General features: G+C 51.2%; 31 protein-coding genes and 1 tRNA gene. 17 read left to right on the top strand and 15 right to left on the bottom strand.

Features of this window, described 5'->3' with window-relative positions:
- Positions 1–11: 11 nt before the first annotated feature.
- The 3 genes from EVJ28_RS09065 to EVJ28_RS09055 all read right to left on the bottom strand — a co-directional run bounded on the left by EVJ28_RS09065 (position 12) and on the right by EVJ28_RS09055 (position 4,075).
- Positions 12–2,615 (bottom strand): putative bifunctional diguanylate cyclase/phosphodiesterase, encoded by a 2,604-nt coding sequence (locus EVJ28_RS09065; protein WP_236634108.1) that lies wholly within the window; start codon positions 2,613–2,615, stop codon positions 12–14.
- A 99-nt stretch (positions 2,616–2,714) separates the two neighbouring features.
- A complete protein-coding gene (locus EVJ28_RS09060) occupies positions 2,715–3,581 on the bottom strand; it encodes a YitT family protein (RefSeq protein WP_131456755.1) in 867 nt (288 codons plus the stop codon).
- Between the two features lie 86 nt (positions 3,582–3,667).
- Positions 3,668–4,075, bottom strand: a complete 408-nt coding sequence (locus EVJ28_RS09055; protein WP_131456757.1) for a YkvA family protein — start codon at positions 4,073–4,075, stop codon at positions 3,668–3,670.
- Between the two features lie 114 nt (positions 4,076–4,189).
- On the opposite strand from EVJ28_RS09055, the gene EVJ28_RS09050 reads away from it, so the two are divergent.
- Positions 4,190–5,428 carry an aminopeptidase gene (locus EVJ28_RS09050; RefSeq protein WP_131456759.1) on the top strand — a complete coding sequence of 413 codons (1,239 nt, stop codon included), beginning with the start codon at positions 4,190–4,192 and terminating at the stop codon, positions 5,426–5,428.
- Between the two features lie 52 nt (positions 5,429–5,480).
- Here EVJ28_RS09050 and EVJ28_RS09045 read toward each other — a convergent pair whose 3' ends face one another.
- Complete coding sequence (locus EVJ28_RS09045) at positions 5,481–6,263, bottom strand: alpha/beta hydrolase (protein WP_131456761.1); 783 nt, start codon at positions 6,261–6,263, stop codon at positions 5,481–5,483.
- Between the two features lie 131 nt (positions 6,264–6,394).
- On the opposite strand from EVJ28_RS09045, the gene EVJ28_RS09040 reads away from it, so the two are divergent.
- The 6 genes from EVJ28_RS09040 (at position 6,395) to EVJ28_RS09015 (ending at position 9,272) form a co-directional block, all read left to right on the top strand.
- The gene (locus tag EVJ28_RS09040) at positions 6,395–6,973 is read left to right on the top strand and encodes a TetR/AcrR family transcriptional regulator (protein WP_131456763.1); all 579 of its coding nucleotides are present in this window, start codon (positions 6,395–6,397) and stop codon (positions 6,971–6,973) included.
- 11 nt (positions 6,974–6,984) lie between these two features.
- On the top strand, positions 6,985–7,314 hold the full coding sequence (locus EVJ28_RS09035) for a DMT family transporter (protein ID WP_236634113.1): 330 nt from the start codon (positions 6,985–6,987) through the stop codon (positions 7,312–7,314).
- The gene (locus EVJ28_RS09030; protein ID WP_131488727.1) at positions 7,311–7,625 is read left to right on the top strand and encodes a DMT family transporter; all 315 of its coding nucleotides are present in this window, start codon (positions 7,311–7,313) and stop codon (positions 7,623–7,625) included. The genes EVJ28_RS09035 and EVJ28_RS09030 overlap by 4 nt, the downstream gene beginning before the upstream one ends.
- Positions 7,626–7,692: 67 nt before the next feature.
- The gene (locus EVJ28_RS09025) at positions 7,693–8,250 is read left to right on the top strand and encodes a GNAT family N-acetyltransferase (RefSeq protein ID WP_083274112.1); all 558 of its coding nucleotides are present in this window, start codon (positions 7,693–7,695) and stop codon (positions 8,248–8,250) included.
- An 86-nt stretch (positions 8,251–8,336) separates the two neighbouring features.
- Positions 8,337–8,409 (top strand) — tRNA-Val (locus EVJ28_RS09020).
- Positions 8,410–8,567: 158 nt separating this feature from the next.
- Positions 8,568–9,272 (top strand): DUF554 domain-containing protein, encoded by a 705-nt coding sequence (locus EVJ28_RS09015; RefSeq protein WP_070328859.1) that lies wholly within the window; start codon positions 8,568–8,570, stop codon positions 9,270–9,272.
- 27 nt (positions 9,273–9,299) lie between these two features.
- Here the strand turns inward: EVJ28_RS09015 and EVJ28_RS09010 are convergent, their stop codons facing one another.
- From EVJ28_RS09010 to EVJ28_RS08995, 4 genes are all read right to left on the bottom strand, one after another.
- Complete coding sequence (locus EVJ28_RS09010; protein WP_131488724.1) at positions 9,300–9,515, bottom strand: FeoB-associated Cys-rich membrane protein; 216 nt, start codon at positions 9,513–9,515, stop codon at positions 9,300–9,302.
- A 15-nt stretch (positions 9,516–9,530) separates the two neighbouring features.
- Positions 9,531–11,507, bottom strand: coding sequence for a ferrous iron transport protein B (feoB, locus tag EVJ28_RS09005; protein ID WP_131488722.1), 1,977 nt, complete (start codon positions 11,505–11,507; stop codon positions 9,531–9,533).
- Positions 11,504–11,740, bottom strand: coding sequence for a FeoA family protein (locus tag EVJ28_RS09000; protein ID WP_070328862.1), 237 nt, complete (start codon positions 11,738–11,740; stop codon positions 11,504–11,506). Before EVJ28_RS09000 ends, feoB begins: the two co-directional genes overlap by 4 nt.
- A gap of 187 nt (positions 11,741–11,927) precedes the next feature.
- Complete coding sequence (locus EVJ28_RS08995) at positions 11,928–12,725, bottom strand: pyrroline-5-carboxylate reductase family protein (RefSeq protein WP_070328863.1); 798 nt, start codon at positions 12,723–12,725, stop codon at positions 11,928–11,930.
- 209 nt (positions 12,726–12,934) lie between these two features.
- Here EVJ28_RS08995 and yidD point away from each other — a divergent pair, with 209 nt between their 5' ends.
- Together yidD and EVJ28_RS08985 are read left to right on the top strand one after the other, a co-directional pair.
- Positions 12,935–13,204, top strand: coding sequence for a membrane protein insertion efficiency factor YidD (gene yidD / locus EVJ28_RS08990; protein WP_083274114.1), 270 nt, complete (start codon positions 12,935–12,937; stop codon positions 13,202–13,204).
- A 132-nt stretch (positions 13,205–13,336) separates the two neighbouring features.
- Positions 13,337–14,695 carry an alanine/glycine:cation symporter family protein gene (locus EVJ28_RS08985; RefSeq protein WP_131488720.1) on the top strand — a complete coding sequence of 453 codons (1,359 nt, stop codon included), beginning with the start codon at positions 13,337–13,339 and terminating at the stop codon, positions 14,693–14,695.
- Between the two features lie 15 nt (positions 14,696–14,710).
- Here EVJ28_RS08985 and EVJ28_RS08980 read toward each other — a convergent pair whose 3' ends face one another.
- Both EVJ28_RS08980 and EVJ28_RS08975 read right to left on the bottom strand, forming a co-directional pair.
- The gene (locus EVJ28_RS08980) at positions 14,711–15,073 is read right to left on the bottom strand and encodes a potassium channel family protein (RefSeq protein WP_131456779.1); all 363 of its coding nucleotides are present in this window, start codon (positions 15,071–15,073) and stop codon (positions 14,711–14,713) included.
- 88 nt (positions 15,074–15,161) lie between these two features.
- Positions 15,162–15,911, bottom strand: coding sequence for a sugar nucleotide-binding protein (locus EVJ28_RS08975; RefSeq protein WP_131456781.1), 750 nt, complete (start codon positions 15,909–15,911; stop codon positions 15,162–15,164).
- Positions 15,912–16,011: 100 nt separating this feature from the next.
- On the opposite strand from EVJ28_RS08975, the gene EVJ28_RS08970 reads away from it, so the two are divergent.
- Both EVJ28_RS08970 and EVJ28_RS08965 read left to right on the top strand, forming a co-directional pair.
- Positions 16,012–16,566, top strand: a complete 555-nt coding sequence (locus EVJ28_RS08970) for a GNAT family N-acetyltransferase (protein ID WP_236634107.1) — start codon at positions 16,012–16,014, stop codon at positions 16,564–16,566.
- A 106-nt stretch (positions 16,567–16,672) separates the two neighbouring features.
- Positions 16,673–17,482 (top strand): DUF368 domain-containing protein, encoded by an 810-nt coding sequence (locus EVJ28_RS08965; protein WP_131456785.1) that lies wholly within the window; start codon positions 16,673–16,675, stop codon positions 17,480–17,482.
- A gap of 80 nt (positions 17,483–17,562) precedes the next feature.
- On the opposite strand, the gene EVJ28_RS08960 is transcribed toward EVJ28_RS08965, so the two are convergent.
- Together EVJ28_RS08960 and EVJ28_RS08955 are read right to left on the bottom strand one after the other, a co-directional pair.
- Positions 17,563–18,117, bottom strand: a complete 555-nt coding sequence (locus EVJ28_RS08960) for a methyltransferase family protein (protein ID WP_016509434.1) — start codon at positions 18,115–18,117, stop codon at positions 17,563–17,565.
- Between the two features lie 107 nt (positions 18,118–18,224).
- Complete coding sequence (locus EVJ28_RS08955) at positions 18,225–19,070, bottom strand: ABC transporter ATP-binding protein (RefSeq protein WP_131456787.1); 846 nt, start codon at positions 19,068–19,070, stop codon at positions 18,225–18,227.
- A 190-nt stretch (positions 19,071–19,260) separates the two neighbouring features.
- Here EVJ28_RS08955 and EVJ28_RS08950 point away from each other — a divergent pair, with 190 nt between their 5' ends.
- Complete coding sequence (locus tag EVJ28_RS08950) at positions 19,261–20,310, top strand: NAD(P)/FAD-dependent oxidoreductase (protein ID WP_201738412.1); 1,050 nt, start codon at positions 19,261–19,263, stop codon at positions 20,308–20,310.
- A 10-nt stretch (positions 20,311–20,320) separates the two neighbouring features.
- Here EVJ28_RS08950 and EVJ28_RS08945 read toward each other — a convergent pair whose 3' ends face one another.
- Positions 20,321–20,734, bottom strand: coding sequence for a VOC family protein (locus EVJ28_RS08945; RefSeq protein WP_131456791.1), 414 nt, complete (start codon positions 20,732–20,734; stop codon positions 20,321–20,323).
- 102 nt (positions 20,735–20,836) lie between these two features.
- Between EVJ28_RS08945 and EVJ28_RS08940 the strand changes: the two genes are divergently transcribed.
- A complete protein-coding gene (locus EVJ28_RS08940; RefSeq protein WP_131488716.1) occupies positions 20,837–21,208 on the top strand; it encodes a hypothetical protein in 372 nt (123 codons plus the stop codon).
- 62 nt (positions 21,209–21,270) lie between these two features.
- On the opposite strand, the gene EVJ28_RS08935 is transcribed toward EVJ28_RS08940, so the two are convergent.
- Complete coding sequence (locus tag EVJ28_RS08935; RefSeq protein WP_131488714.1) at positions 21,271–22,152, bottom strand: hypothetical protein; 882 nt, start codon at positions 22,150–22,152, stop codon at positions 21,271–21,273.
- 328 nt (positions 22,153–22,480) lie between these two features.
- Here EVJ28_RS08935 and EVJ28_RS08930 point away from each other — a divergent pair, with 328 nt between their 5' ends.
- A complete protein-coding gene (locus EVJ28_RS08930; protein ID WP_236634106.1) occupies positions 22,481–22,702 on the top strand; it encodes a hypothetical protein in 222 nt (73 codons plus the stop codon).
- 175 nt (positions 22,703–22,877) lie between these two features.
- Here EVJ28_RS08930 and EVJ28_RS08925 read toward each other — a convergent pair whose 3' ends face one another.
- On the bottom strand, positions 22,878–23,792 hold the full coding sequence (locus EVJ28_RS08925) for a hypothetical protein (RefSeq protein WP_131456795.1): 915 nt from the start codon (positions 23,790–23,792) through the stop codon (positions 22,878–22,880).
- A 202-nt stretch (positions 23,793–23,994) separates the two neighbouring features.
- Here EVJ28_RS08925 and EVJ28_RS08920 point away from each other — a divergent pair, with 202 nt between their 5' ends.
- From EVJ28_RS08920 to EVJ28_RS08910, 3 genes are all read left to right on the top strand, one after another.
- Complete coding sequence (locus tag EVJ28_RS08920) at positions 23,995–25,209, top strand: LCP family protein (RefSeq protein ID WP_131456797.1); 1,215 nt, start codon at positions 23,995–23,997, stop codon at positions 25,207–25,209.
- Between the two features lie 79 nt (positions 25,210–25,288).
- A complete protein-coding gene (locus EVJ28_RS08915) occupies positions 25,289–25,993 on the top strand; it encodes an SDR family oxidoreductase (RefSeq protein ID WP_131467988.1) in 705 nt (234 codons plus the stop codon).
- A 28-nt stretch (positions 25,994–26,021) separates the two neighbouring features.
- A complete protein-coding gene (locus EVJ28_RS08910) occupies positions 26,022–26,240 on the top strand; it encodes a PspC domain-containing protein (RefSeq protein WP_016508377.1) in 219 nt (72 codons plus the stop codon).
- The last annotated feature ends 21 nt before the right edge of the window (positions 26,241–26,261 follow it).

Genomic DNA, 26,261 nt, shown 5'->3' with positions numbered 1-26,261 from the left:
CGTTTGTCTGTTCAAGCGTTTTGTTTCATGTAATAGATGACGAACTCGTCGAGCGGCATCGGTTTCGCGTAACGATACCCTTGCATCGAATTGCAACCGATCCGCCGAAGGAACGTCTCTTGGTATTCGGTCTCGACGCCTTCAGCGACGAGAGCCATCCCAAGTTGTCGTGCCATGGCGACGATGGTCGCGGTCACGGTTTGATACTCGCGATTTTCTTCTAGCTGCATCGTGAACTCCCGCGGGATCTTTAACTCGTCAATCGGGTAGCGGACTAGATAGGCGAGTGAGCTGTAGCCGGTCCCGAAATCGTCGATCGATAGTTTGATGCCGAGTGCCTTCAACTCGAGAATTCGATTTAAGACGCGGTCCGACTGGTGCGCCGCGACCGTTTCGGTCAACTCGAAGTTCAAGCGGCTCGGTTCGATCGGGAAGCGTTCGAACAACGTCGTCAAATAATCGATCAAGTGTTCATCGAACAATTGCCGGACCGACAAGTTGACCGATAGTTTCGGCAAATCGATGTCGCCTTGTTCAAACGCATACATCAGTTGGAACGTCTCATGAATCATCCAACGACCGAGGTCATGAATATGACCGGTCTCTTCGGCAATCGGAATGAATTCGCTCGGCGGGATGAACTTGCCGTCGCGTTGCCAACGCATGAGTGCCTCGGCGCCGATGATCGCCTTCGTCGAGGCATCGACCTGTGGCTGGAGATAAAGTGAGATTTCACCTTTCTCGAGCGCCATATCAAGTCCTTCCATCAACAATTTTCGTTCTTCCTTATCGACGCGAAGCGCAGGAGCGAAGATGACGGTCTCATCGCGTCCTTTGTCTTTTGCCTTATACATGGCCAAATCAGCGTTCGATAAGAGGTGCTTCAGCGTCGTGCCGTGCTCCGGATAACGGACGATTCCGATTGAAGCATGAATTTCGACGAGGTTCCCGGCCATGAAATAAGGAGGACGATAAACGAGACGACGTAAACGTTCAACGAGAATTTCATCATCATTGTGTTCGGCGACGACGATGAATTCATCGCCTCCAAGTCGTCCGGCATATTCGTTTGGCAACAAGGCGCTGCGTAGACGTTTACCGATGTGCTGCAGCAACTGATCACCCATATGATGGCCGAACTGGTCATTGATTTCTTTGAACCCGTCGAGGTCGGAGAACATGAGTGTGAACGGTCGGCCGTCCGTGATCAGGCGCTCGATCTGTTCTTGCAGCGCGTAACGGTTATGCAGCCCGGTCAAGCTATCGTGGTTAGCCTGATACAGGATCTGTTCTTGCTGGACGATCATTTGCGTGATGTCTTTGACGATGGCATAGATGCCTTCGACTTCCCCATCAATGATCATCGGGATGTTCATCAATTGCCAAACGCGTGCCGAACCATCTTCTGTCACGACATTGACGTCTAATGTTTGCGGCCGTCCGTTCGTAAGGTCACGTAACACGTTCGTATAGGCGGATCGATCCGTTTGTTCGATGATGTCTAAAATATTTGATCCGATGAGCGTCTCGGTGTCATGACCGAGGACAGAGCTCCCTGCTTCGTTGACGGACAACACTTCGCCGTCAAGGTCGAACAAAAAGATGGGCTCTGCGTGATACGCGAACAGCGAGCGGTACTGTTGTTCACGGAGTTCGAGCTCGTGGGCTTTCGTCGTGACTGCGACTTCGAGGTCTGTATTGACGGTATGTAAGCGATGGCTAATGAGTGCGTTCTGTTTGGCGACAACGAATTGACGGATGAGCAGTAGCAACACCGCGTTCGCAATCATCGAGTCGATGATCGAGGTGCCGAGCAGTCGATCCGAGGCGAGCATGTACAACATGACAATCGTACTGTAGATGACGTAATCAAACACAGAATCATGAGCGAGGACGTCTTCTGTCGATTCATCAAACAAATAACTGATTGAAATGATGAGAATGCTGATTACTTGAAGCAAATGGAGGAGCTCATGGCCGATACCGGTGAACAACTGCAGCTCATTGATGATCGAGGCGGTTGTAAAACCGAGAATCCCGATGAGGAGCATCACGCGGAAGCCTTGCCCGGATGTCACGATGCGATTCAAATATAAGAAACCGAGCACCATGTAAAGGCTGATGAGCACCATCTGTTCTTCAAAGCCGTTCAAATTCGTGACATATTGACCGTTGTTCTTTGTGTAAAAGAAGATATGCAACGCACCGACAATCAAAAAGCTGAGCAGTGCGAACACATCAAACGTACGCAACTTCAACGTTCTAATTTCAATCGATTGGGTGATGACGATGAGGGCCATGATCAAATAAAAGAAGTTTTGAATGAACAGCATCATGTCAATTGGCATCGCCGTGGTAAAGCGGTGTCCCACCAAATAAGCGATGAAACAGACGTTGCCAGCGCTAATGAGAAGATAGATATAGCGGCGCATCCCGTGATGGCGCAATATGGCACTCCCGCTTACCACGGTGGCGACGAGTGCGATGATCATAAAGTAGACGAACAAGCTCGTCTCCCTTAACGCATAAGGGCTGAATAAGATAACGAATAGACCGATAAAAAACGTCCCGACGAGAAGAGCGGGGACTGATTGGCGCAAAGTGTGGCTAGACAACTTATGCACCTCCTTCTGTATATGTCTCTGAGGCTCATTCTTATTATCGGAACGTTCGGGTATTTATTACACAAAAAATCGACAGCATCGTGCTGTCGATCAAAGTGTATACGAATGTTCTTTAAAGTTACCGACAATTGAGTCGATTTCTGAGACAGTGACGAACGCCTCGGAATCAATGTCTGAGACGATTTGACGCAACTTTGGAATCTCATTGTTTTGAACGACGACGTATAGCATTTTTTTCGCGTCGTTCGAATAGCCGCCGGTCGCGTCCATGATCGTGACCCCACGCTTCAAGTTCTGTTTGATGACCAAGTTGATCTCGTCCGCTTTTTTACAGATGATGAAACACTGTTTTTGGGCGGAGAAGAAGCGATGGATCGTCAACAGCGTCCGCGACCGGACAAAACTGAGGACGAGTGCGTACATGACCGCTTTAATATCGAACGTGATGAACACGAGAATATAGACGATGAGGTCTTGGGTCAAAAAGATTTTCGGGAGCGATAAGTTGCGGTTGTTCATGAAGATGACTTTCCCCAAAATATCGAGTCCGCCTGTCGACGCCCCGGCAAATAACAAAAGTGCCAAACCGAGTCCCGAGACGATCCCGCTGAAGACGGACGCGACGAGCGGATCGTCGAGTGGCGTCGGTGGAATGAGTACAGGCAGCGCATCGATTAAAATCGATGACAGGACGACGACGAGTCCTGTCATGAGAATAAATCGTCTCCCGAGATATTTGATCCCGATGATGAAGAGCGGGATGTTTAGCACCAACTGGGTGAGTCCGATCGGTGTGCCGAACAGCTCGTTGACGATGAGCGTGATGCCGACAATCCCGCCGGACCCGATTTCATTCGGCTTTAGGAGCAGGCCGACAAAGATAGATTGTAGGATCGTTCCGGCGATGATAAAAAGGACTGTCTCGACAGCGATCCGTTTACGTGATTTTGCGTACATATGAGTGGCTAAGGCGCCATACGCCTCCTTTGCATGAACTCATGCAAGCGTACTCCGATGAAGCCTTAATTTCAAGTCTTGAAAGATTATAACTCGTTATGAAAGCGGTCGATATCACTTGCTAGCTGTTCGTGGACGTAGTCGATGACTTGAGCGTCGTCAAACAGTCCGAGCGGGGCGTCGTCCGGGATTGCGTCGAACGGTGAGACGAAATAGAGCACGGCCGCGACGAGGGCGTGTTGCTTGTCGGGCTGCATCTCGAACTGGGCGTTGTAGACGGCGCGTAGCATGTTGAGCAGTTGTTTCATTTGGAAGTACAGTGTGAGCTCCTCTTCCCGTTCGATGTCGCTAATTTCGTTTGAAGCGACGTCGACCGTGACTTTTGCTAGGGCGAGTTCTCCTTGGACTAATAAGTCACCTAGCTGTTCGTTCTCGGTGAAGTCGGTTTGGGCGTTGTTTAAAAAGTGTGAATAAGTCGTTTTCCAATCTGACATGTTTTTCTCCTCCTTCTCTCTACATCTACTAATATGCCCGTTTTTGCGATTTGGTTGCAACTTTTCCGAAAATTTAAGAAGATAGGTGTAAGTGAAAAAGGAGGAACTGTACATATGTCTACTGTAACTTTACCGACCGAGGCAGAATTTGCCCGTTATGCTGAGCTTGCCGTCAAAAAAGGTGTCAACATTCAACCGGGTCAACAGCTCGAAGTCCGAGCCGATATTAGCCAAGCACCGCTCGTCCGTCAAATCGTGAAAGCGGCCTACGCGGCCGGGGCGAAACAAGTGTACGTCAACTGGAGCGATGAAGAGACGACGAAAGTGCGTTACTTCAACGCACCGAATGAAGCGTTCAAGGAGTTCCCGGAGTGGCTCAAAGCACGATTCGAGCAACTCGCGGAAGAGAAGACGGCGTTCTTGTCGATCGTCAGCGACGATCCCGACGCGCTAAACGGTGTCGAATCATCACGCATCGCCGACTCGAACCGGGCGTCTGGTGTCGCGCTCGCGAAATGGCGTAAGTATGTCATGAGTGATAATGTCAGCTGGTCAATCGTGGCCGGTGCTTCTGAAGCGTGGGCGAAAAAAGTATTCCCAGACCGTGAAGATGCGGTTCCAGCCCTGTGGAGAGCGATTTTCGCAGCGACACGAATGGACCAAGACGATGTCGTTGCCGCCTGGGACGAGCACGATCAAGCGTTGCGCTCGCGGGCGCAGCTGTTGACGGACAAGAAATACGCGAAACTTCACTACAAAGCACCAGGCACGGAATTGACGATCGGTCTTCCGAAGAAGCACGTCTTCCTCGGCGGCGGCGGTCCGAACCTGGACGGCGTCGACTTCATCGCCAACATGCCGACGGAGGAAGTGTTTACGCTCGCCGATAAAGATGCGGTCGAAGGACACGTGTCGAGCACGAAGCCGCTCAGCTACAGCGGAAACTTGATCGACGGGTTCACGCTTTGGTTCGAAGGCGGAAAAGTCGTGAAAGCGGAAGCGAAACAAGGGCAGGCGGCACTCGATGAACTGTTGAACCTTGATGAAGGGGCACGCCGCATCGGAGAAGTCGCACTCGTGCCGGACGATTCGCCGATCTCAAACTCAGGACTCCTCTTCTACAACACGTTGTTCGATGAGAACGCCTCGTGCCACTTGGCGCTCGGTCGTGCCTACTCGACGTGCCTCGAAGGCGGACCGGCGATGTCGGCCGAAGAACTCGCTGAGAATGGTGCGAACGACTCGATGACACACGTCGACTTCATGATCGGCTCGGCCGAAATGAATATCGACGGTGAGCTCGAGGACGGGACACGCGAAGCCATCATGCGTGATGGGAACTGGGTCATCTAATAGAAAACAATAAGTAAAGACGCAAAGGCGACCGCCTTTGCGTCTTTTCATGTCATGAGAGTTCATACAGAAATGCGAGCGCGTTCGGCAACCGACGTCGCCATGCAATCTCGTTGTGGACCGCCCCAGGCTCGACTTCATAGCGGAAGGCGATGCCGGTCCGAGCGATCGTCTCGACGAGTTTCGCATTCGTGTATAAGTAGTCCTCGGGCGTGATCGGTCCGCTCGTTTCGTTCGTGCCGATATCCATATAGAGCCGGGCGGACAGGTCAGTTTGTTTCAGTTCACGAATGAGCGAGTCGAGGTTGGCCCAGGCGGCCGTCGACAGTGAACCGACACGACGGATTGCCGGATACGTCGCCATCATATAGAGCGAGATGACGCCGCCCATCGAGCTACCTATCACGCCGACGTCATCCGGGTTGGTCGCGTAGCGTGCGTCAATCCACGGCTTCAGCTCCAACATGAGCCAGTCGGCATAGAGACGCCCCTTGCCGCCAAGTGTCGGCCGGGTCTTAGCGAGCTCGGGCCCGATGCGTTTATAAAGCATCTCGTCTTCATAGAACGAGTACTCGTCATAGCGGTCGAGCCAATCGGGGGCGCTTGCGATGGCGACGACCATGAGCGGTAGTTGCAAATCGTCGAGATGGCGGTCAATCGCCCAACCTTCCCCGATTGTCGCGGTCTTGCCGTCGAAGACGTTTTGGCCGTCATGCATATAGAGCACGGGCAACGCCTCGTCGGTACGAGCGAAGTCAGGGCGGTAGACGCGGACGATTCGTTTTCGGCCGCGCATCGTCTCGGTCGGCAAGGTGAAACTAAACTGTTCGATCATACAATCATTCCTCCCTTCCTCTGACGGTCTCTTCTCATTTTGGCGTTGTCCGTACAAAAACTCAATCCGGAAGATTGACTACCTACCGTTCGTTAGTTAAAGTGAGGGGAGATGAAAGGGGTAGATCGCACATGACCACGAAACAGCGAATTGAACAGGCTGCCAGGCGCCGGTTTGCGCTTGAAGGATATGAAGGACTGTCTTTGGCGGCGCTCGCCGAAGATGTCGGGATTAAGAAGCCGTCTTTATATGCGCACATCGAAGGAAAAGAACAGCTGTTCAAACAAGTCGTCGAACAGATGGCCGAGCGTTACCAGCGAGCTTGGGAACAAGCACGGGACGCGTCTGACGGGGCGGCACCGCTCGAACGGATCGAGGCGATCGTTGAAGCGTTGATTCATTTCTTCGAAGAAGAAGAGACATGGATGCTGACGAAACGAATGCTGCTCGTACCGCCGCCTGAGCTGCGCGCCTTCATCGAGTCGACGATCGGGTCGGTCGAGACCGAGCTCCAAACGTTTGAGAAAGAGCAGTTCCGTTTGGCGATGGAGCGGGGCGATTTACCGGAACAATCGCTCGACGACGTATATGATGCGTACTATTGCTTTTTGGACGGGGCGTTGCTTTCACTCTTTTCGTTTGCAACGAATCGAGCGCAACGACAGCATGCAGCATTTAAAATTTTCAAGAAAGGAGTCGGGTGGACATGAAAAAGGAACAAATGGCTTGGTTGTGGCTCGTGCTCGCCGGACTTCTTGAAATTGTTTGGGCGACGACGATGAAATTGTCGAACGGGTTCACCGTGTTAGGGCCGACCGTCGTGACCATCGCGTTATTGATTGTCAGTTTTGGCTTGTTGGCGATGTCGTTCCGTGTGTTGCCAGCCGGCACTGGGTACGCCGTTTTTACGGGTATTGGCGCCGTCGGGACGGTCATCGTTGGAAATGTTTTGTTCGATGAGACGATGACGGGAATGAAGCTGTTGTTTATCGCGATACTCCTTGTCGGGGTGGTCGGTTTGAAGCAAGTGACAGGAGGTGAGTCGGCATGAGTTGGATTTTTTTAATCGGGGCTGGGCTCGCTGAGATGCTTGCTGTTTTCTTCATGGGGAAATCAAAAGGCTATCAGATTTTAAAATGGTCGCTTCTTTCGATCACGACGTTCGCACTAAGTTTCTATTTGTTGTCACGTTCGCTCGAGACGCTGCCGCTCGGGCTCGCTTACTCGATTTGGGTCGGGATCGGCGCGGCGGGCGGAGTGATTCTCGGTATGTTGTACTTGAACGAGTCGAGGGATCGCTGGCGTATCTTCTTTTTAATTCTCATTATCGGGAGCGTTATCGGATTGAAAGTCGTGGCGTGAATAGGATTGAAACGAGATGAAAACGGGAATCGAATAGTTCAGACTGTGAACGAAAGGGGCGGGAAAGATGAATCTTGTCGAGTTGCAATCAGAACGTCTACGGCTTGAACATTACACGATCTCCGATTTCTATTTCGTAAAATCGCTACTCCAAGATCCGCGAGTGATGCGTTTCATCAGTCCGGACGGCAAGCCATATACGGATGAACAGACAATCGAATGGTTCGAGAGACAATTGGTCCGCTATACGACGGGCCGACAGACCGGACTCCTCAAGCTGATGACACATCACAGCGATGAGCCGATCGGCCATGCCGGGACGCTCTTGCATGAACTTGATGGCAACATCGAGCTCGAGGTCGGTTATTGGCTGGCACCAAAGCACTGGCACATGGGCTACGGCCGGGAAGCGGCCGCGCGTCTCATGCAGCATGCGTTCGAGGAAGGCGAGAAAGACATCATCTCGCTCATCCACCCAGACAACGTGCCGTCACAACGAGTCGCGAAAGCGAACGGATTGCATTGGGACCGTGACACCGAACACGGAGGCATGATCGTGTCCGTGTATGCCGGCGATTTGGAACGTCTATGCCGTCACATGAAGCGGGAAGAAATGACGCGGTGAAAAAAATAAAAAAAGTTTTAAAAAACAGTTGCCAAGGCATTAGTTTCTTGATATATTAATAGTGTCCTAAAGAGAGGACACGACCTGATTCTGTAGCTCAGCTGGGAGAGCGCTACCTTGACAGGGTAGAGGTCGCTGGTTCGAGCCCAGTCAGAATCACTTGGGTGCCAAACCCGATGCGAAACCCATAGGAACGTGGGTTTCCGCGCAGCCACTTCTTACGAGAAGTGGCTTTTTTTGTGTATTCTTTTAATTGACAGCCCACATAAACAGTTGGTATATTCCTCTCAATACATACAGAAACGGGGAATTATACGATGGTATTAACCGGAACAATCGTCAATGCGGCCTTGATCGTGGTCGGCACATTACTCGGGTTGTTGTTTCACCGAATCCCCGAGCGGATGAAAGAGACGGTCACGGCTGCCATCGGTCTCGCCGTCGTCTTGCTTGGCGTGCAGATGGGCATGAAGAGTGAGAACTTTTTAATCGTCATCGGCAGTCTCGTTATCGGAGCCGCACTCGGCGAATGGTGGAAGCTCGACGAGAAGTTGAACGAGATCGGCTATCAGTTAGAACGGCGTCTCGGTGGAAAAAGTAAGTCGAGCATCGCGGAAGGCTTCATCACGGCGACGCTCATCTTTGTGATCGGGGCGATGGCCGTCATCGGGGCGCTCGACAGCGGCCTGCGCGGGGACCATGACGTCCTCTATACAAAAGGGTTGATTGACGGTTTCACGGCGCTCGTGCTCAGTTCGACGCTCGGCATCGGCGTCATGTTCTCGGCCGTACCGGTCTTGTTGTACCAAGGAGCGATCGCGTTGCTCGCCATCCAGATCATGAAGTTTATTCCGGAGTCGCTCATGGATGACTTTATTTTGGAGATGACGGCGACCGGGGGCGTCATGATCGTCGCCATCGGGTTGAACCTGGTCGGGATCACCCGGATTCGTGTCGCCAACTTGCTGCCCGGTATTTTGATGGTCGCGATCATTGTCACCACGCTACATATCTTTCAATGAAAAAACGGACTAGCGCATTTTTTCGCGCTAATCCGTTTTTTTGTGGGCCGTGACTGGTTGATCAGGATGTAGTGCTTCCGCAATGATTTTATCCCAGTCTGCGGCATCACAGGATGTCGTACAAGTCGGTGCGATTTCGCACGTGGCGCATTTACCGGCTTTTGCTTTACGGGTGTAGCGATAGAGCGAATAGGCGGCGTACCCGAATACGGCAAGACCGATCAGTAAATCAAATAAGAACATATGATTTCCTCCTTGTTAAGACAATCCGAACAGACGACCGATTTGATAGATCATCAGTGATACGACGTACGCAACACCAAGCCCATAAAGGCTAGCGACCCACGTCAACTTGGCACTTCCCACCTCGCGCCGAATGACGGCGACGGTCGCTAGACAAGGGACGTACAAGAGGACGAACGCCATGAAGCTATATGCGCTCAACGGCGTAAACACGGGAAGCAACGAAGCGGACAAGTCAGATTCGCTGACCGCATAAATGATCGCCATCGTCGATACGACGACTTCTTTCGCCAAAAAACCTGTGATGAGCGAAGCACCGGCCTGCCACGTCCCGAAACCGAGTGGAATCAACAACGTCGCAACGACCCCGCCGATCATAGCGAGAAAACTCTCGTTCATCGGGACGTCCATTCCGGCTGGACCGGAATAGGCGAGTAACCAAATGAAGACGGAACCGCCAAAGATGAACGTACCTGCTTTTCGGACGAACCCTTTCGCTTTTTGCCACGTGCTACGCCAAAGCGTCAACCCTTGGGGGACACGATATGGAGGCTGTTCGACGATAAAGAGGCTGTTTCGATCTTCCGCCGCCAATACGGACGTGAATATTTTCGCGGCAATCAACGCCAGGACGATCCCGAGCATATAGAGCGATAAGACGACGAGCGCTTGGTTTGATGCGAAAAAACTGGCAGCGAAGACGGCATAGATCGGTAGACGCGCCGAGCACGACATGAACGGCGAAATAAAAATCGTGACGAGCCGCTCCCGCTCTTCCTCGACCGTCCGTGCCGCCATAATACCTGGGACGTTACAACCAAATCCAATGATCATCGGAATGAAACTTTTCCCGTTCAGTCCGACGAGTTGCATGAATCGGTCCATGACAATGGCGACACGCGCCATATAGCCAGAGTCCTCTAAAAACGAGATAAAGAAAAAGAGCACGAAAATCTGAGGGACGAAGACGAGGACACCGCCGACACCGGCAATCACCCCATCAATCAGCAACGCCTGGATGAAAGAAGAGGTCCCGAGCAGTTGTAACAACGAGCTCGTTCCGGACGTGACCGGACCCGACAGAAATCCATCCAACAGATCGGACAACGGGGCACCGATCCAGTTGAACGTGATGTGGAACAAGGCGTAAAGTACTGTAAAGAAAATGGGTAAGCCCCAGATCGGATGTGTCACGACGGCATCGATGCGGTCAGTGACCGTGGCTTGTTGTGCGCCTTGCTGATCGACGACGTGGTGGCGAACGTCTTTCGTCCAGTCGCGTCTGCGTTCTGTAATGTGGGCGTGGGCGAAGCGTCCGAGTTTTACTTCTAACGCTTTACGAATTTCATTGACGGTTGGCGTCGAAGACTCGAGCTGTTCTGAAACGACGCGATTTCCGGCCAAGTATTGAATGGCGACCCAGCGATCGCGCTCACCAAGTCCCGTCGCTTCAAGAATTTGTTGAATCGCCTGTTCGGTCTCTTCCCCGTAATCGAGTACGAAAGGTTCGCGAGGGGTCGTTCGCAGGGAGGACAGGAGAACTTCACAGCCGGCGCCTGTGCGCGCTGTGATCGGAAACACATCCACGTCCAAACGTTCTTTCAGACGCTCTAAATTGATGTGGATGCCTCGGCCTTCAGCGACATCGACCATGTTCAGACCGATTTGAAGCGGGCGGCCCATTTCGAGCAGTTGGAGCGTTAGTTGTAAGTTACGTTCGAACTGCGAGGCATCGATGATGTTGAACATCCCATCGAACGGTTCCTGCAACAAGAATCGTGAGACGATTGCTTCGTCAGCCGATAGCGGGTCTAAATCATAGACACCGGGCAAGTCGATCAACTGTCCGATGTTTCCATGCAGCTGCCCGATTTTCTGTTCGATCGTGACACCGGCCCAGTTACCGACGTGGGCGAAGGAGCCCGTTAATCGGTTAAATAAAGACGTTTTTCCGGTGTTCGGGTTTCCGATTAGGGCAATCCGTTGCGTCACGGGACGATCACCCCAATCTGTTCAGCGTCACAGCGACGGATGGCAATCATTTGTTGATGTTCGATTTGTTCAATCGTGAGTGGTCCGGAAAAGATGGCCCGACGTTTAATTCGTACGGAACAGCCCTCATAAAATCCTAAGGCAATCATGCGACGCCGCAAGCGGTCATCGATTCTCGTTAAATCGGATATGAGCACTGGTTGATGTAGCGGCATGGCAAGTAATGAACTCATTAAGATCTCTCCATTTTAGTCAAATGATAATTCTTCTCATTTGGTAGCATAACACGTTCTTTACTATCGGGAAGCAAGATTATTTGTGGATTTTATGACTTCTAAAAAATAGTAGTGCGAGAATTAAAAAAACCGCCCGATAGAAGTCAGAACTTAACGTTCGACTTCTATCGGGCGGTTCAAGTGCTTACGTTCTTTCAATCGTTGCGTCGACAGGGTCGTGGTCTTCCTTTGCACTCTCACGTAGGGCGGACGACATCACGTCAGACAAGTCACGTGAGCGGAGCACGCCGACACCGCGGTCGGTCGGTCCATCTGGTGCGGCGACGTCGGCGATCAGCTCGTCGGTCGGACGTGTCTCATGCAACAATAACTCGGCTGATCCTTTCATCGCTTGAGCGACGATTTGGCGGGCCGTGTCTTCATCAAACCCGGCTTCTGTCAGCACCGGGGTCATCGAACCGACGATCTCGTAAAAGAACGCAGGACTGCATCCGGCCGCCGCCATGAAAGCCGACATCGTTTTCGCGTCCGTTACGGCCGTCCGACCGACACGGTTGAACAGTGCGGTCGCCGTCTCGCGGTCGGTCGCATCTGTCTCAGGTCCGAACCAGAGTCCGGTCATCCCGGTTTGATGGGCGACCGGGGTGTTCGGCATCGCGCAGATGGCTGGGATGCCGGCTGCTTCTTCAAGCTCGCTCGGTTCGATATGCGCCGCAACGGATACGAGCAGCGGTGTTTTCCACGTCTGTGATTGAGCGTAAGCTAAGACGCCGTCTGGTTGCATCGCGAGCACGACGATTGTATAAGCGTTGACGTCTTCTGTTTCGACGATCTGTACGCCGAGCTCATCTCGCAACTGCTCTAGACGTGTAAGGTCGCTCCGGTTCGTCATCGTAATTTGTTCAGGGGAGAGCCCGGAAGCGATCCAGCCTCGGACGAGTGCCTCGCTCATCGATCCTGCTCCTACCATTAATATGTTCATTTCCGTCACCTCTTCATTCATTTGATTCGGTCGTATATATGTTGCCTATCATAACAAATGTTCGAGCAATTATCGCCTGCCACGCTTGAATTGTAAAAGAAAGGAAAAAAACTCGTCGTTTTGTAACGAGAATCGACGAAGCGCTGCAGATGACAATTCACGCAGTCCGGGCTATCATTGCAGTAATCTGACTGAGCGAGGCGATTGAAATGAAACGAGTATTAGTACGTGGGATTCAAGGATACCAGCGCTTTATTTCTCCTTTAAAGCCCCCGACGTGCCGATTTTATCCGAGCTGTTCGCACTACGGGATTGAGGCGATTGAGAAGCATGGCGCTGTCAAAGGCGGATATTTGACGACTCGGCGCCTGTTGCGATGCCAACCGTTCCATTCGGGCGGACTTGACTATGTGCCGGACGATTTTGATTGGAAAGCCCCCCTGCAACGCGAAAAGCCACCGTCACAGCGAGACGTCTAACCGACGGCTCGCTGTTTTAGATACAGGGCGTTTATCCCCTTCTTTGTTTTAGCACAATACTTTTGACAACGTTCCGAGTATTCTGAAAAAATAGAGGTGTATTTATTACATAAGGGGAAAGGGGATTACAGCATGAGTCAATCGTTCAGCGAACTAATCGGTACGATTTCAGACTTTGTGTGGGGACCGCCGCTGTTAATTTTGCTTGTGGGGACAGGCGTTTATTTGACGGTGCGTCTCGGGGGGCTCCAAATCACGAAGTTGCCTTACTCGTTGAAACTCGCATTCTCTAAAAATCAAGACAAGACGTCACGAGGAGATATTAGCCACTTCCAAGCCCTCATGACGGCGCTCGCAGCGACCGTCGGTACGGGGAATATCGTCGGTGTCGCGACTGCGGTCGTCCTCGGGGGACCAGGCGCGATCGTTTGGATGTGGGTATCGGGCTTCTTCGGGATGGCAACAAAGTACGCCGAAGCCGTGCTCGCCGTCAAGTACCGGGTGACGGACGAACGTGGTCAAATGGCCGGAGGACCGATGTATTATTTGGAACGGGGCTTGAAGCAACGCTGGCTCGCGGTCGCGTTTGCAGCGTTCGCCTCACTGGCCGCGTTCGGGATCGGGAACGGGGTTCAAACGAACTCAGTCGCGTTGGCGCTCAACTCGACGTTCGACGTCCCGCTTTACGTATCGGGTATCTTGATGATGATTTTTACGGGCGCCGTCATTCTCGGTGGTGTCAAATCGATCGGTCGTGTCGTCAGTTACTTCGTCCCGGTCATGATTGTCTTTTACTTAGGGAGCGGTCTTTTGATCATGATCATGAACTACACACTCATCCCCGATGCGATCGCGCTCATCTTCAGCAGCACGTTCAGCGCCGAAGCGATTGGCGGCGGGGCCATCGGGGCAGCCATCCGGTACGGGGTTGCGCGAGGCGTCTTCTCGAACGAAGCTGGTCTTGGCTCGGCTCCGATCGCAGCGGCCGCGGCCAAGACGGACATGCCAGGTCGTCAAGGCCTCGTCTCGATGACGCAGGTGTTTCTTGATACGTTGATCGTCTGTTCGGTCACGGGGATCACGCTCGTCATGGGCGGTCAAATCGGATCGGGACTCGAAGGGGTCGAGTTGACGACGGCGACGTTCGAGCAGTTCCTCGGGCCGTTCGGCAGTTATGTCGTCACAATCGGTCTCGTCATGTTCGCCTACTCGACGGTGCTCGGTTGGTCGTATTACGGTGAGCGGTCGACTCATTACTTGTTCGGTCAAAAGTCGATCATCCCGTATCGGATCGCGTTTGTACTCGTCGCCGGACTCGGGGCGATGACGACGAACTTGAACATGGTATGGGCACTGTCTGACGTCTTCAACGGCTTGATGGCCATTCCGAACTTGATTGGGCTCTTGTTCTTGTCGGGTGTCGTCATCGCTGAGACGAAGCGCTTTAATCAGCGGTTAGCGATCGAGAATCGAAGTCGAAAAGCATCGTAACGAACGCCGCTATCCTTAATCGGATGGCGGCATTTTTCGTTTGTTCTTTATTTCCTCAAGTCGTGCCTGCTGCAAGTGATTGAATACTTGTGTCACGAACCCGACCATGATGCCGACGCCGGTGATGACGTAACCGATTGTGAACACTTTGCCGATATCGGTCGTCGGGACGAAATCACCGTAGCCGATCGTCGTGAGCGTGATGACGCTGAAATAGAGGGCGTCTAACCAACGCATATCTTCGAAGCGGGTATAAAACAGCGTTCCCGACAATATAGTAAGGGACGCTAAGGTGAACAATACTTGAAATTCGGGTTCTTTCAACCCGCGCCAAATCCCACGGAACATGCGACGGAACGTCAAAATGAATGAGAGCATACAGATCCCTCCTTTCCTAGTAGGTTTGTTCGATAGAAACGAGGGAACATCCTTTGTAGCCAAAAGATGAGTCGACGAATTCGTCGACTCATTTTGTATGAAGTGTCAATCGTTTCGTGATCGGTTGGATTGTGATGTTCATGTCGATCATTCGATTGTCGCGTTTTGGTTCATCCGTTCGCTCGACGCGCCACGCGAGGTCATGCAACTCGTTTAAAGCAGTGGCGATGTCATAGAACGACAGGCTCGGATTGCCATTCAATTGATATAGACCGGGACCGCGCTTCGTCAAGATCTCGAACAGTGCGTCAGCCGTGTCTTCTAAAAAGGAGCACGACGGGTACCAGTGTGCGCTCGCATTGATGACACCGTGCTGGTTCATTTCATTCGTAAAATAGTCCATCATATTGTTCGAGCCGGCAGTTTCTCCAATTTGCCAGCCGAGTCGGACGATTTGTGCCCCGGGGTTTGTCCGGGCGATCGTTTCCTCGCAGGCTCGTTTGTAACTGCCGTACTCGTCCGTCGCGTCAGGTGGTGTGTCCGGCATGATCGGACCGGTCACATTGTCTGAGAATACCGAGACCGTGCTCGTAAACAAGAACGGGATGTTGTATTCTCCACAAAGGCGGGCCAACGTTTCCGCCCATTCAACCGATCCCATGCCGATATGGAGAAAATAATCAGGACGCACCGATTCGATAAATTCACGCATCGCCGCCTCGTCTGACGTCGAGACTTTTGATCTGTCCCAAGCGACAGGTTCGATCCCATGTCGTTGTATCGTTTTGGCGACGACCGGTGCGACTGTACCGTTCATGCCCGTTAAAATAGCTTTCATAAAAATTCCTCCCTTCTGTTTCTATCATCCCACACTTCTAGATGTGACAAACCAACAGTTTCTAGCTTTATGCTAGACTAATTGGTGGAGGAGATAAATGATGAACATTCGACAGGCACAGTCAAACGAGAGTGTAGCGATCGCACCGCTCGTTTACGCAGCGATTCATGACATCGCGTATTCATTGACGGGGACGGCAGACCAAAAGCAAGTGCTCGAGCGCTTAGCGATGTGGATCGGTCGGCCGAACAACCGGTTGAGTTATGAAAACATTTGGGTGGCAGACATAGATGGCGTTATCGCAGGTATTATTATCGCCTATGAGGGCAAGCGCGCGACTGAGTTGGATGAGCCGATTAAGCAATGGCTCATTGAGCGCGGGCAGCCTGGACATCTTGACGTGGAGACGGAAGGAGACGTTTTGTATATCGATTCCGTGGCCGTCGACTCAGAATTTGGAGGACGCGGGATCGGTACGAAATTGGTCCGGCGAGTGGTCGAACATGCTCGTGAGATCAACATCCCGGTCGTCACACTCAACGTCGACCAGGACAATCCGGCAGCGGCTCGTCTTTACGAACGTCTTGGTTTCCGCAAACATAAAGAGATTGAGATTTCGGGAGGCCGCTTCGATTATATGATGCTCAATCTGTGAAACATGGGTCGAAGTCTGAGTCTCAGTCTTGAAACCGATGCAAAACCCGAGCTTCTCGGATATACTAAGTGCTTGAAACGAATCAGATGTAAAAAGGAGATCGATTATGGAGTGGAAAAATATCCTGCGCGGTATCGCGATGGGGACGAGTGACTTGATTCCTGGCGTCAGCGGGGGGACAATCGCGGTCATTTTAGGGATTTACGATCGATTGATCGAAGCGATCAGCGGTGTGTTCAGTCGGCAGTGGAAAAAGCATATTGGGTTTCTAATTCCGTTAGCAATCGGAATGGGAACCGCGATTTTAGGACTGAGCCGTCTGATTGAATTTTTATTATTAGAATACTATGCACCGACACAGTTCTTTTTCATCGGCTTGATTCTTGGGATTATCCCGCTGTTGATGTTTGAATTTAAATCGCGTGCGACGATGCGTCCCGTGCACATCGTGGCGATGGTGATCGGAGCGATCGTTGTTGCGAGCATGGCAATCATCAAACCGGCCGACACGGCCATTATTACCGAACTTACGACCGGCACGGCGCTGTTGTTGTTCTTCTCGGGTTGGCTCGGCAGTATGGCGATGTTGCTCCCGGGGATCAGCGGTTCGTTCGTCTTGCTCTTGATCGGCGTGTACCCGACGGTCATCAGCGCCTTGTCGAACTTGAACGTGCTCATTATCGGGATCGTCGGACTCGGTGTAGCCGTCGGGTTTATCGTCAGCAGTAAAGTGATCCGTTATTTGCTCGGAAATTTCCCGGGCATGACGTTCTCGGTCATCTTAGGACTCGTCATCGGGTCCCTCGCCGTCGTCTTCCCGGGTCTTCCGGAGACGGCGACGATGTGGGTCTTGAGCGTTGTTTCGTTCATTGCCGGTTTTATGATCGTCCGACTGCTCGGCCGATTTTCTGTATAAAAAATGCGATCCTGTCATTTGCTGACAGGATCGCATTTTTGTTGGATCGAGGTTATCGATTCGTGCTTTTTGACGCTTGTTTAATAAATGAACGGAATCAATCGTTTTCGCGATTTCGCCCATGTTTGATAGGCGCTACCGAAGTGTGACGTCAACATCTGTTCTTCGATATGGATGCGCCAAAGCAAGGCGATTCCCATGGCGAACGTACCGACGAGCGCGACGCCCCAATGACTGAAATAGAGCGAAAAACCGAACGTGATAAATAATAGACCGGTATAGAGCGGATGGCGCAAAAAGCGGTACGGTCCAGAGCTGACGATCTCATCCGCGGGACGGACGACGACGTGACGGGTGAATTGATGGCGCAAATGCGCGATTCCCCAGTAACGAAGTGAAACACCGGCTATGTAACACCCGAGCCCGAGCCAGCGGACTAGGAGCGGTTGGCGTGTTTCAGTAAAAATAGACAAACCGATCGAGACGGCGAACACGGTGACCATAATGAGTGAGACGATGTAAAAGCTCATGTGCTCACTGTTCCCATCGGTCGGTTCATCACGATTACGGTATCGCCTCATCTCATACAGCCATGCGGTCGAGACGAGAATGAACAAACCATCGAGCCAATCCATAACGTTCCCCCCTTTTTTTCATATCTTTAATAGTCTTCCACTCATTACCCGACTCTTCCTGCTGAAAAACGCCTCGCAATGTGCGAGGCGTTCCGTTTACTGTCATACTAACGAGCACTGGCAACGAGATCAGCACTCGAAGGGTCGAGCGCTTCACGTTGAATCTCGTCTTTTATAAGTTGGTAGGTGAGGCACATCGGTTTTTCGGTCCGTGGGTCTCGTCCGATGATGGCATCGATATGAAAGACTTGCCTAAGGACGAGTGGACAAATGACTTCCTCGGCGGAGCCCGTCGCGAGCACTGCTCCGTCTTTCATGGCGACGATATGGTCGGCAAACCGGGCGGCCTGATTCAAGTCGTGGAGGACCATGACAATCGTCCGGCCCTGCTCGCGGTTCAACGTTTCGAGGAGTTCGAGCACTTCGAGCTGATGCGCCAGATCGAGATACGTCGTCGGCTCATCTAAAAAAATCAAGTCTGTCTCTTGGGCCAGTGCCATCGCGATCCAAACACGCTGGCGTTGTCCGCCTGAAAGGGCGTCGACGTTCCGGTCTTTGAACTCGAGCGTGCCGGTCACGTCAAGCGCCCAATCAATCACTTCATGGTCATGTTTCGATAAACGACCAAACCCCGATTGATAAGGGAAGCGACCGTACGAGACGAGTTCTCCTACGGTCAAGCCGCCAGCGCCTTCAGGCGTTTGCGACAAAATCGCCATCTTTTGAGCGATTTCTTTCGTGTTGCATTTGGCGATGTCCGCTCCGTCTAAATGGACCGAACCGTTAGACGGGGACAGAATCCGAGTCATGGCTTTCAAGAGTGTCGATTTCCCACAACCGTTAGGGCCGATGATGGTCGTGATTTGACGGTCCGGGATCGACAAACTCAATTGCTTCACAATTGTTTTGCCGCCGTAACCGACCTCGATGTCTGCCGTATGGATCCGTGACATATGGATTCCCCTCTCCTCGTAACAGTGGTTTTGATAATGATTCTCAATGTAACGTCAACTATAGCAGTCTAAATGAAAAGCTGTCAACGAATGTTTTGATATCAAAATAGATTGTCTGAACTGAAATTTCGATGTATATTGAATGAGAATGATAATCAGTGGCGGTGGATGTTTAAGGAGGATGGAACAGATGAGCGAACAGGACGTGTACGACGTAACGATCATTGGTGGCGGTCCGGCGGGATTGTATGCCGCTTTTTATAGCGGGTTGCGCGGGATGAAGACGAAGTTGATCGAATTTCAACCGCATCTCGGTGGTAAGATCCATGTGTATCCGGAGAAGATGATTTGGGACATCGGTGGCGTCACCCCGACGACGGGTGCCCGCCTCATCGAACAATTGATTGAGCAAGGTCTCACGTTCGATCCGACCGTCGTGCTCGGCGAGAAAGTAGAATCGATGGCGAAAAATCACACTGGTCATTTCGTGCTCGATACGACGAATGGCCGGCACGTGTCAAAGACGGTCATCGTCGCGACGGGGAGCGGTATTTTACAACCTCAAAAAATTGAGATCAGCGGGGCGGAGCGGTTCGAAGTCTCGAACCTTCATTATACGGTTAAGTCGTTGATGCGTTTTAAAGGGAAGACGGTATTGATTTCCGGTGGCGGCAACAGCGCCATCGATTGGGCGAACGAACTTGAGCCGATTGCGGAGCGCGTGATTTTGACGTATCGAAAAGAAGCGCTCAAAGGGCATGAATCGCAAGTCGACAAGCTCCTCTGCGGCCGAGTCGACTGCCGCCTTCATACAACGATCGAGGATTTGATTTCCAATGATGGCACGACGATCCATGCCGTCAAGCTCATCGATTGCGGGACCGGGGCAAGTGAATTGGTCGAGGTCGATGAAGTGGTCATCAACCACGGCTACGAACAGGACTCGGCTCTCCTCAACGACAGCGAGTTAAAAGTCGAGATGGTGGATGGGTTCTATGTGAACGGGAACGCGAGCAGTGAATCGTCAGTACCTGGACTTTATGCGGCGGGAGATATTTTGACGCATGAAGGCAAGGTGCATCTGATTGCGGGAGCGTTCCAAGATGCGGCTAACGCGGTCAACCGGGCCAAGACGTTCATCGATCCGGACGCGACGAAGTCGGCGATGGTGTCGTCGCACAACGAACGGTTGAAAGCGAAGAATCGTGACATCATCGAGCGGACAGTAATGAAGCAGTGAGGGGTGTCCCTCACTGCTTCATTGTCGGATAATCGCATAGTTCGACGATGACCCCGCCCGAGTGGCGTGGGTCCATATAGATGAGGCGTCGGCCTTTTGCCGTCGTCCGGAGCGTATCTTCTAAAAACGTGATGCCGTCGCGTTTCAAAGCGGCAATCGATGCTTCTAAATCATCGACCCGATAGGCGATGTGGTGAACGCCTTTGCCGCGTGCTTTCATGAATCGGGCGATCGGGCTCGTCGAACTTGTCGGCAAGAGCAACTCGATCACGTCTTCACCGACGTGAATCACGGCGAGCTCGGTTTCGACACCGGCTGCCGTATTCGTATAACGGTCGACAAGTTTTCCTTGTAACACGTTCGTGTAAAACGAGATTGCTTCGTCTAAGTCGCGAACAGCGATCCCGGTGTGGTCAATTTGCATACTAATCCCTCCTCTTGCTCTAGTTTGCCGAAACTTGAACAAAATGTCACTTCACAACGTTTTAGCAAAATCCGATATAATAAGAGAGGGAGGGACGGCGACATGAACGGAAAGATCACTCTTGGATTGATCAGCGCGTTCGCGCTGGTATCATTTGTGTTTGGACTCTCACTTGCGACGTTTGTCGATTATCAGATCAATGAAGAGCAAGTCGTTCTCGAACGACTGACGACCCACAAAAAAATCGGCCCGGCAGAAATCCTTTCGACCGAAGTGGATTTTCATTTGAACGGTTCGAATTATGCGCTTCGCTTCACGGATGAACCTCACATCACGTATTGGTTCAGTGTCGCGGACCGTGAAATTAAATTCGATCGGATTGAATCGTTGGACCGACGTGATATCGGGCTTCGAACCGTGCTGTTCGAAGAGATGCCACCCTTAGCAATCGAATCGGCAAACGCTGCTGAATGAAGAAAAGACGCCAAACGAACGAATCCTTTCCGTGAAAAGGACGTGACGTTTAGCGTCTTTTTTTAATTGAGTGGAAACGATGGCGCGGAAGGCGCCACTTCTTTAATCATCGTGTAGGTTCCTGCTTGGGTTGGCGATCCGCCTTGTCGGATCAAAGCGTATCGTAGCTCTGGTTGGAGCGAAGTCAACGTGACCCGAATTTGTTCAAGCGACCTGAACCGGAAATAAAATTCTTGCTGAATAAAAGACACGGCCTCTTGAATCAATTCATCGCTACCTGACACGTGGAGTTCATATACGTCCAGTCGTCCAGATCCAATTCGAGATCGGATGATGCCGACGATTTTCCCTTTTAATTTAAGGGAGTGGAAGACTTCCTGACGGCGTTCATGCTCGAGCAGTCGTGATGCAGTCAGCGGCAACACATCAGTCAGCATATGCGCATATTGATTTCGGTAGGCGAGCCAGCTAGAGTGTGTCGCGAAATAATCGACGTGAAGCGACCAGTTCTCGTATGTATATTTTTGGAAAGGGATGAGCGGCAATGTGTAAGTGACGGTCTCATGATACGGATGAAAACCGAGCACTTCAAACATTCGATGCTTATCTTGGTCGTGGTCTTGTTTGACGTGTAACAGCAACGTTGTGTCATGTATGCTGTTTCGACGTATCTCACGAATAAGTCGGTCGAGCAAACCTCGGAAGACATAGCGGTCCCGATACGCCTCGTGCGTGAGTCGGATCATCTGATTCGTCGCATAATCGCTATAGTCGGAGGCGATTGCTGCGACGGGAACATCTCCTTGCCAGGCCGTATGGACATATTGGTGTGGTCGGATGGCGAGGATGTGAGGCGACTCGCCTGGGTTGTACAATTGGTGAAGCAGTGAACGTTTTTTAGGTTGGATTTGGCGACACTCCGCGAATATAAGCGTCCGTTTCATGAGGAATCCTTCTTTCTGCTAAAATAATCACTACCCTTAAATTGTAAGGGTTACCAATTGAAAAATGTCGTGTTCATTTTATGAACATTCATCATGCTTGATTACTGTTTTGACATATGGAAAGTCAGATTTTCAAAGAAAAATGGTGAGGGAAATGGCTTTAGAATGAGCGTTTTATCGAAGGATGATCCGTGTCGGAACGAGGAAGTTTAGAGCAACGAAAGAGCTGTGAGATTTGTTAAACTTTTCCGGTGGGAAGAGGAGAAACGAATGGGTTGAAGCGAGAGACGTGCTATACTGTAGTGAGAAAAAACGACAGGAGTATGATATGCGATACGTAATAAGCTTATGGTTGGCGCTGCTATTGGTCGGCGTCCCGGCCACGGCTCTTGCCGAGACTGAACCGGTTGTAGTCCATGACAATGTCATCGTTGAAGAACAGGTCGAGTTATACGAAGGCTTCCGGTCACCAAATGAGATGGTGTTTATTTTCGTTTTAATCGTTTTGTTATCAGTGATCGGTTTGGGTATTATTAACGCGATTGAATAACGTGAAAACGTTCACAAAACTGCAATAACTATCCCGGAAGCGGTTTCAAATATCTTTTATACTATTTATGTAGGAAGGAAGTTCTGCACCAACTTCCACTCCTCTTTTCAGATGAACACCCCTCGTTCATATCATGTTTTGGAGTCAACCGACGCCGTCGGTTGACTCCCTTTTTTTATAAGTTGATACGTTTCTCTTTGGCAAGCCGGCGAAGTCGTTTCGTCTCATCAGAATGGCCGCGGCTCTCGAGCATATTGACATACACTTTGAACGGCTCTGAACGGTGTGAGAAGAACGGGATATACTCAGAAAACAACTTCCGTTCAGCTTCTGACAATTGTCCGCGCTCAACGAGGAGTTCGAGTTCAAGCATTTTAAGTGCCTGATAGTCCTCAAGTGCACTGTCATCGGACGGGGCTTTGGCAAGTGTCCGTTCACAAAGTGTGATGAGGCGTTGATGGAATAGATTCCACTCAAACGAAGTGTAGGGTTGCTCGAGAAGTGTAGAGAGTAAGTCGACCCGTGTCGAGTCAACATCTTTCGGGACGTGGAGCGCCGTGTACAAAGAACGATCGATCCACACGTCGGAGGTGGGGGCGTCGAGTTGATAGTAATGAATCAATTGAGTGAGCATCGTGGTTTGCGAGAGTTTCAGCAGTCGAAACGGGTCACTTGTTGAAAATAGCGGCTCTTCTCCTGCCGAAGAGGACAAGAGTAAAAACATTTCCTCATACATCGTCCGTGCCTCTGCATCATCTTCGGCGTAATACGATAAGTCACGAATGATTTTCTTGGCGTGTATATACCAATTCTTTTGATCGCGTTCGCTCATGATTTGATTTGGCAGCAAATAGAGGTGATCGTAAGCCAATTCTACGAAGCGTTCAGCGAGGATTACTGTCTGCGAGAGCGAATGTCGCTCGTCTGACGATTTTTGTTCTTTGTAACGAGTGAACTGACTAATCATGTAATCCATATCTTTTTCTTCGATAACGGCTTTAGGGGTGTTTCGGTACATTTCGACGACTAAATCGCGAAGAGTCGTCTCTCCGTACTGTTCAAGTAACATGCGGAGCTTCCCGATGCGCATTAGCTCTCCCTCCCTTCAAAAGGACATCGAACGGTCTGCCATGTCTCGTTTATAGGCAGACACCGATTATTATTCCTTTCCCGCTTTTCATTTAAAACAATCCTCGTGTCTCATGCTTAAGACGGATTTTTGCGCTAACCGTTGTCAGAATAGAGTTTGTCGATGATAATGTAGGAAAATCTAAACTATAGAGGTACATCATATGAATGACGATCAACAACTCTCACGTGTCGAACGACGCAGACGTGAATTAGAACGCGAGCGGCTAGAAGAACTGTCTCACGATGAACAAGTGAATCCGGTCGAGGCGGAAGACGAAGTGATTCGCCCTTCACCAGAGTCGAAGCAAGCGGAAGGACAAGACCATCCATTTTTAGATCGTTCCGATGAAAAACGGACCGAGACGAACAATAATCGAAAACGGAAGGTTCAGGCACCTAAACTGAAGATGCCGTTCGGGAAAAAAGCGAAGCGCCATAAGCGTGAGGACAAGCGAGAACCTCGCTCTCATGACACAAAAGAGCGTGTTCCGAAGCAGCAAAGCAGCATACCGCCGAAACAAAAGCCGCCAAAAGACAAGCGCAAGCGCCGAAGTTGGAAAGGAAAGCTCTTGCTCGTCCTGTTGCTCCTCGTGATCGGGGTCGGTTATATGGCATCAAACCCAGTTACGTTCTTAGTCATGGGCAGTGACGCCCGTGTCGGCGAATCAGTGTCCGGTTCACGAACCGATTCGCTCCAGCTGATGGAGTTCGTCCCGCGTTCGCGGACCGTTCAAAACGTATCGATTCCACGAGATACGTATACGGCGATCCCTTGTGAACCTGAGCGGGAAGGCGATAAGATTACCCATGCCTTCGCTTATGGAGGCGCGGAGTGTACGGTCGGTGCAGTCGAAGGATTGACCGAGGCTTCGGTCGACGGTCAAGTCGTCATCACGTTCGAGACGTTTATGGAATTGATCGACGTCGTCGGCGGAGTGAACATCACGGCCACCCATTCGTTCAGCGAAAAGGGGTTTAATCAAACGTATGAATACACGGAAGGTGTATCGTATTCGATGGACGGGGATATGGCGCTCGCCTACGCGCGACATCGTAAATCGGATACAGACGGTGCCCGTTCAAGTCGCCAAACCGAGGTCATGTCGGCAGTGGCCGACAAGTTGGTAAGCCCGGCCGGATGGTCGAAGATCCCGGCCACGTACAGTTTTATGAAAGATGAGATGGGGCTCGAAATGAATCCGCTGCAAATGGCGTCGGTTGGCCTCACGATGATGCTTCAACCCGAAGTGAACAAACTTCAAGTCAACGGACAAGATGCGTACATTGACAACATCTACTATTACCAACCGAATGAAGAGAGCGTCCAATCGATTCGTGACGCGCTCGACTTAACGATGTGGGGCACTGTGAGATAATTTTGCGAAACGGGTTTGATTCCGTACAGAAAGAGGAATTTTAATCAAATGAACTACTCTTTTGAGGAGGGAAATTTGAATGAAAGTTTTAGTCATTGGAGCAACAGGAAAGATCGGTAGACGTGTCTTGAAAAGTTTAGCGAAATCCCATCACGTGACCGCTTTAATTCGTTATCCTGAACTGCAAGCAGAGTACGAAAAAATGGGTGCGCGCGTGCTCACCGTCGATGTTGAAAAAGAGCTTGATAAAAAGATTCACGAGGCGACCGCCGGCCAAGACGCCGTCATCGTCGCTGCGACAGCAGGTGCTGAAGGAACGAGCAAAGAAATTGAACTGCTTGACCGGAACGTCGCGATGAAAGCGATTGACGCCGCTAAAAAAGAGCGCGTCCGTCACGTGGTCTTACTAAGCGCATACGGTGCCGATCGACCAGACGCGGGCCCGAAAGAACATTACAACTTCTTGTCTGCGAATAATGCGGCCGATGAGTATATCGAACATAGCGGCTTGAACTACACGATCATTTGCCCAGTGGCGATCACCGATGGACCTGGAAAAGGGTCGATCGAAGCTTCAGAAGACTTAAGTGACGCCTCAGGCGCCACGATTTCCGAGACGGACGTCGCGACAGTCATTGCTGCCTCGCTCGATAATCGGGGCTTGTACGGACGCCGGATTGAAATTAGATCGGGTAGTACACCGATCAACGATGCACTCGATTTTGATAGTCGAGGCGAAGCCGCGACAGCTGGAAGAACGACACTTCGTCGACCACAACGATGACCGAAAAAATGAAGGAGAAGGTGTCTTGATGGAACGAAAACTGTACAAAGATCCGTCTGACCAAATGATAGCAGGAGTTTGCTCGGGGCTCGGGAAGTACCTCGGAGTAGACGTGACGTTGATGCGGATCATCTTCGTCGTACTCGCCTTATTCGGCGGACCAGGCTTGTTAATTTATATCGTGCTCGCAATCGTCATGAAAAAACCGCCTTCAGAGTATGAGGCGGAACAAGAAAGCCGCTTCTAACGAAAACGTGCTGACCAATGA

Source organism: Exiguobacterium sp. SH3S3, assembly GCF_004337115.1.
Lineage (GTDB): Bacteria > Bacillota > Bacilli > Exiguobacteriales > Exiguobacteriaceae > Exiguobacterium > Exiguobacterium aurantiacum_A.
Note: the sequence above shows the minus strand (reverse complement) of the source record. Positions and strands in the feature narration are given on the sequence as shown.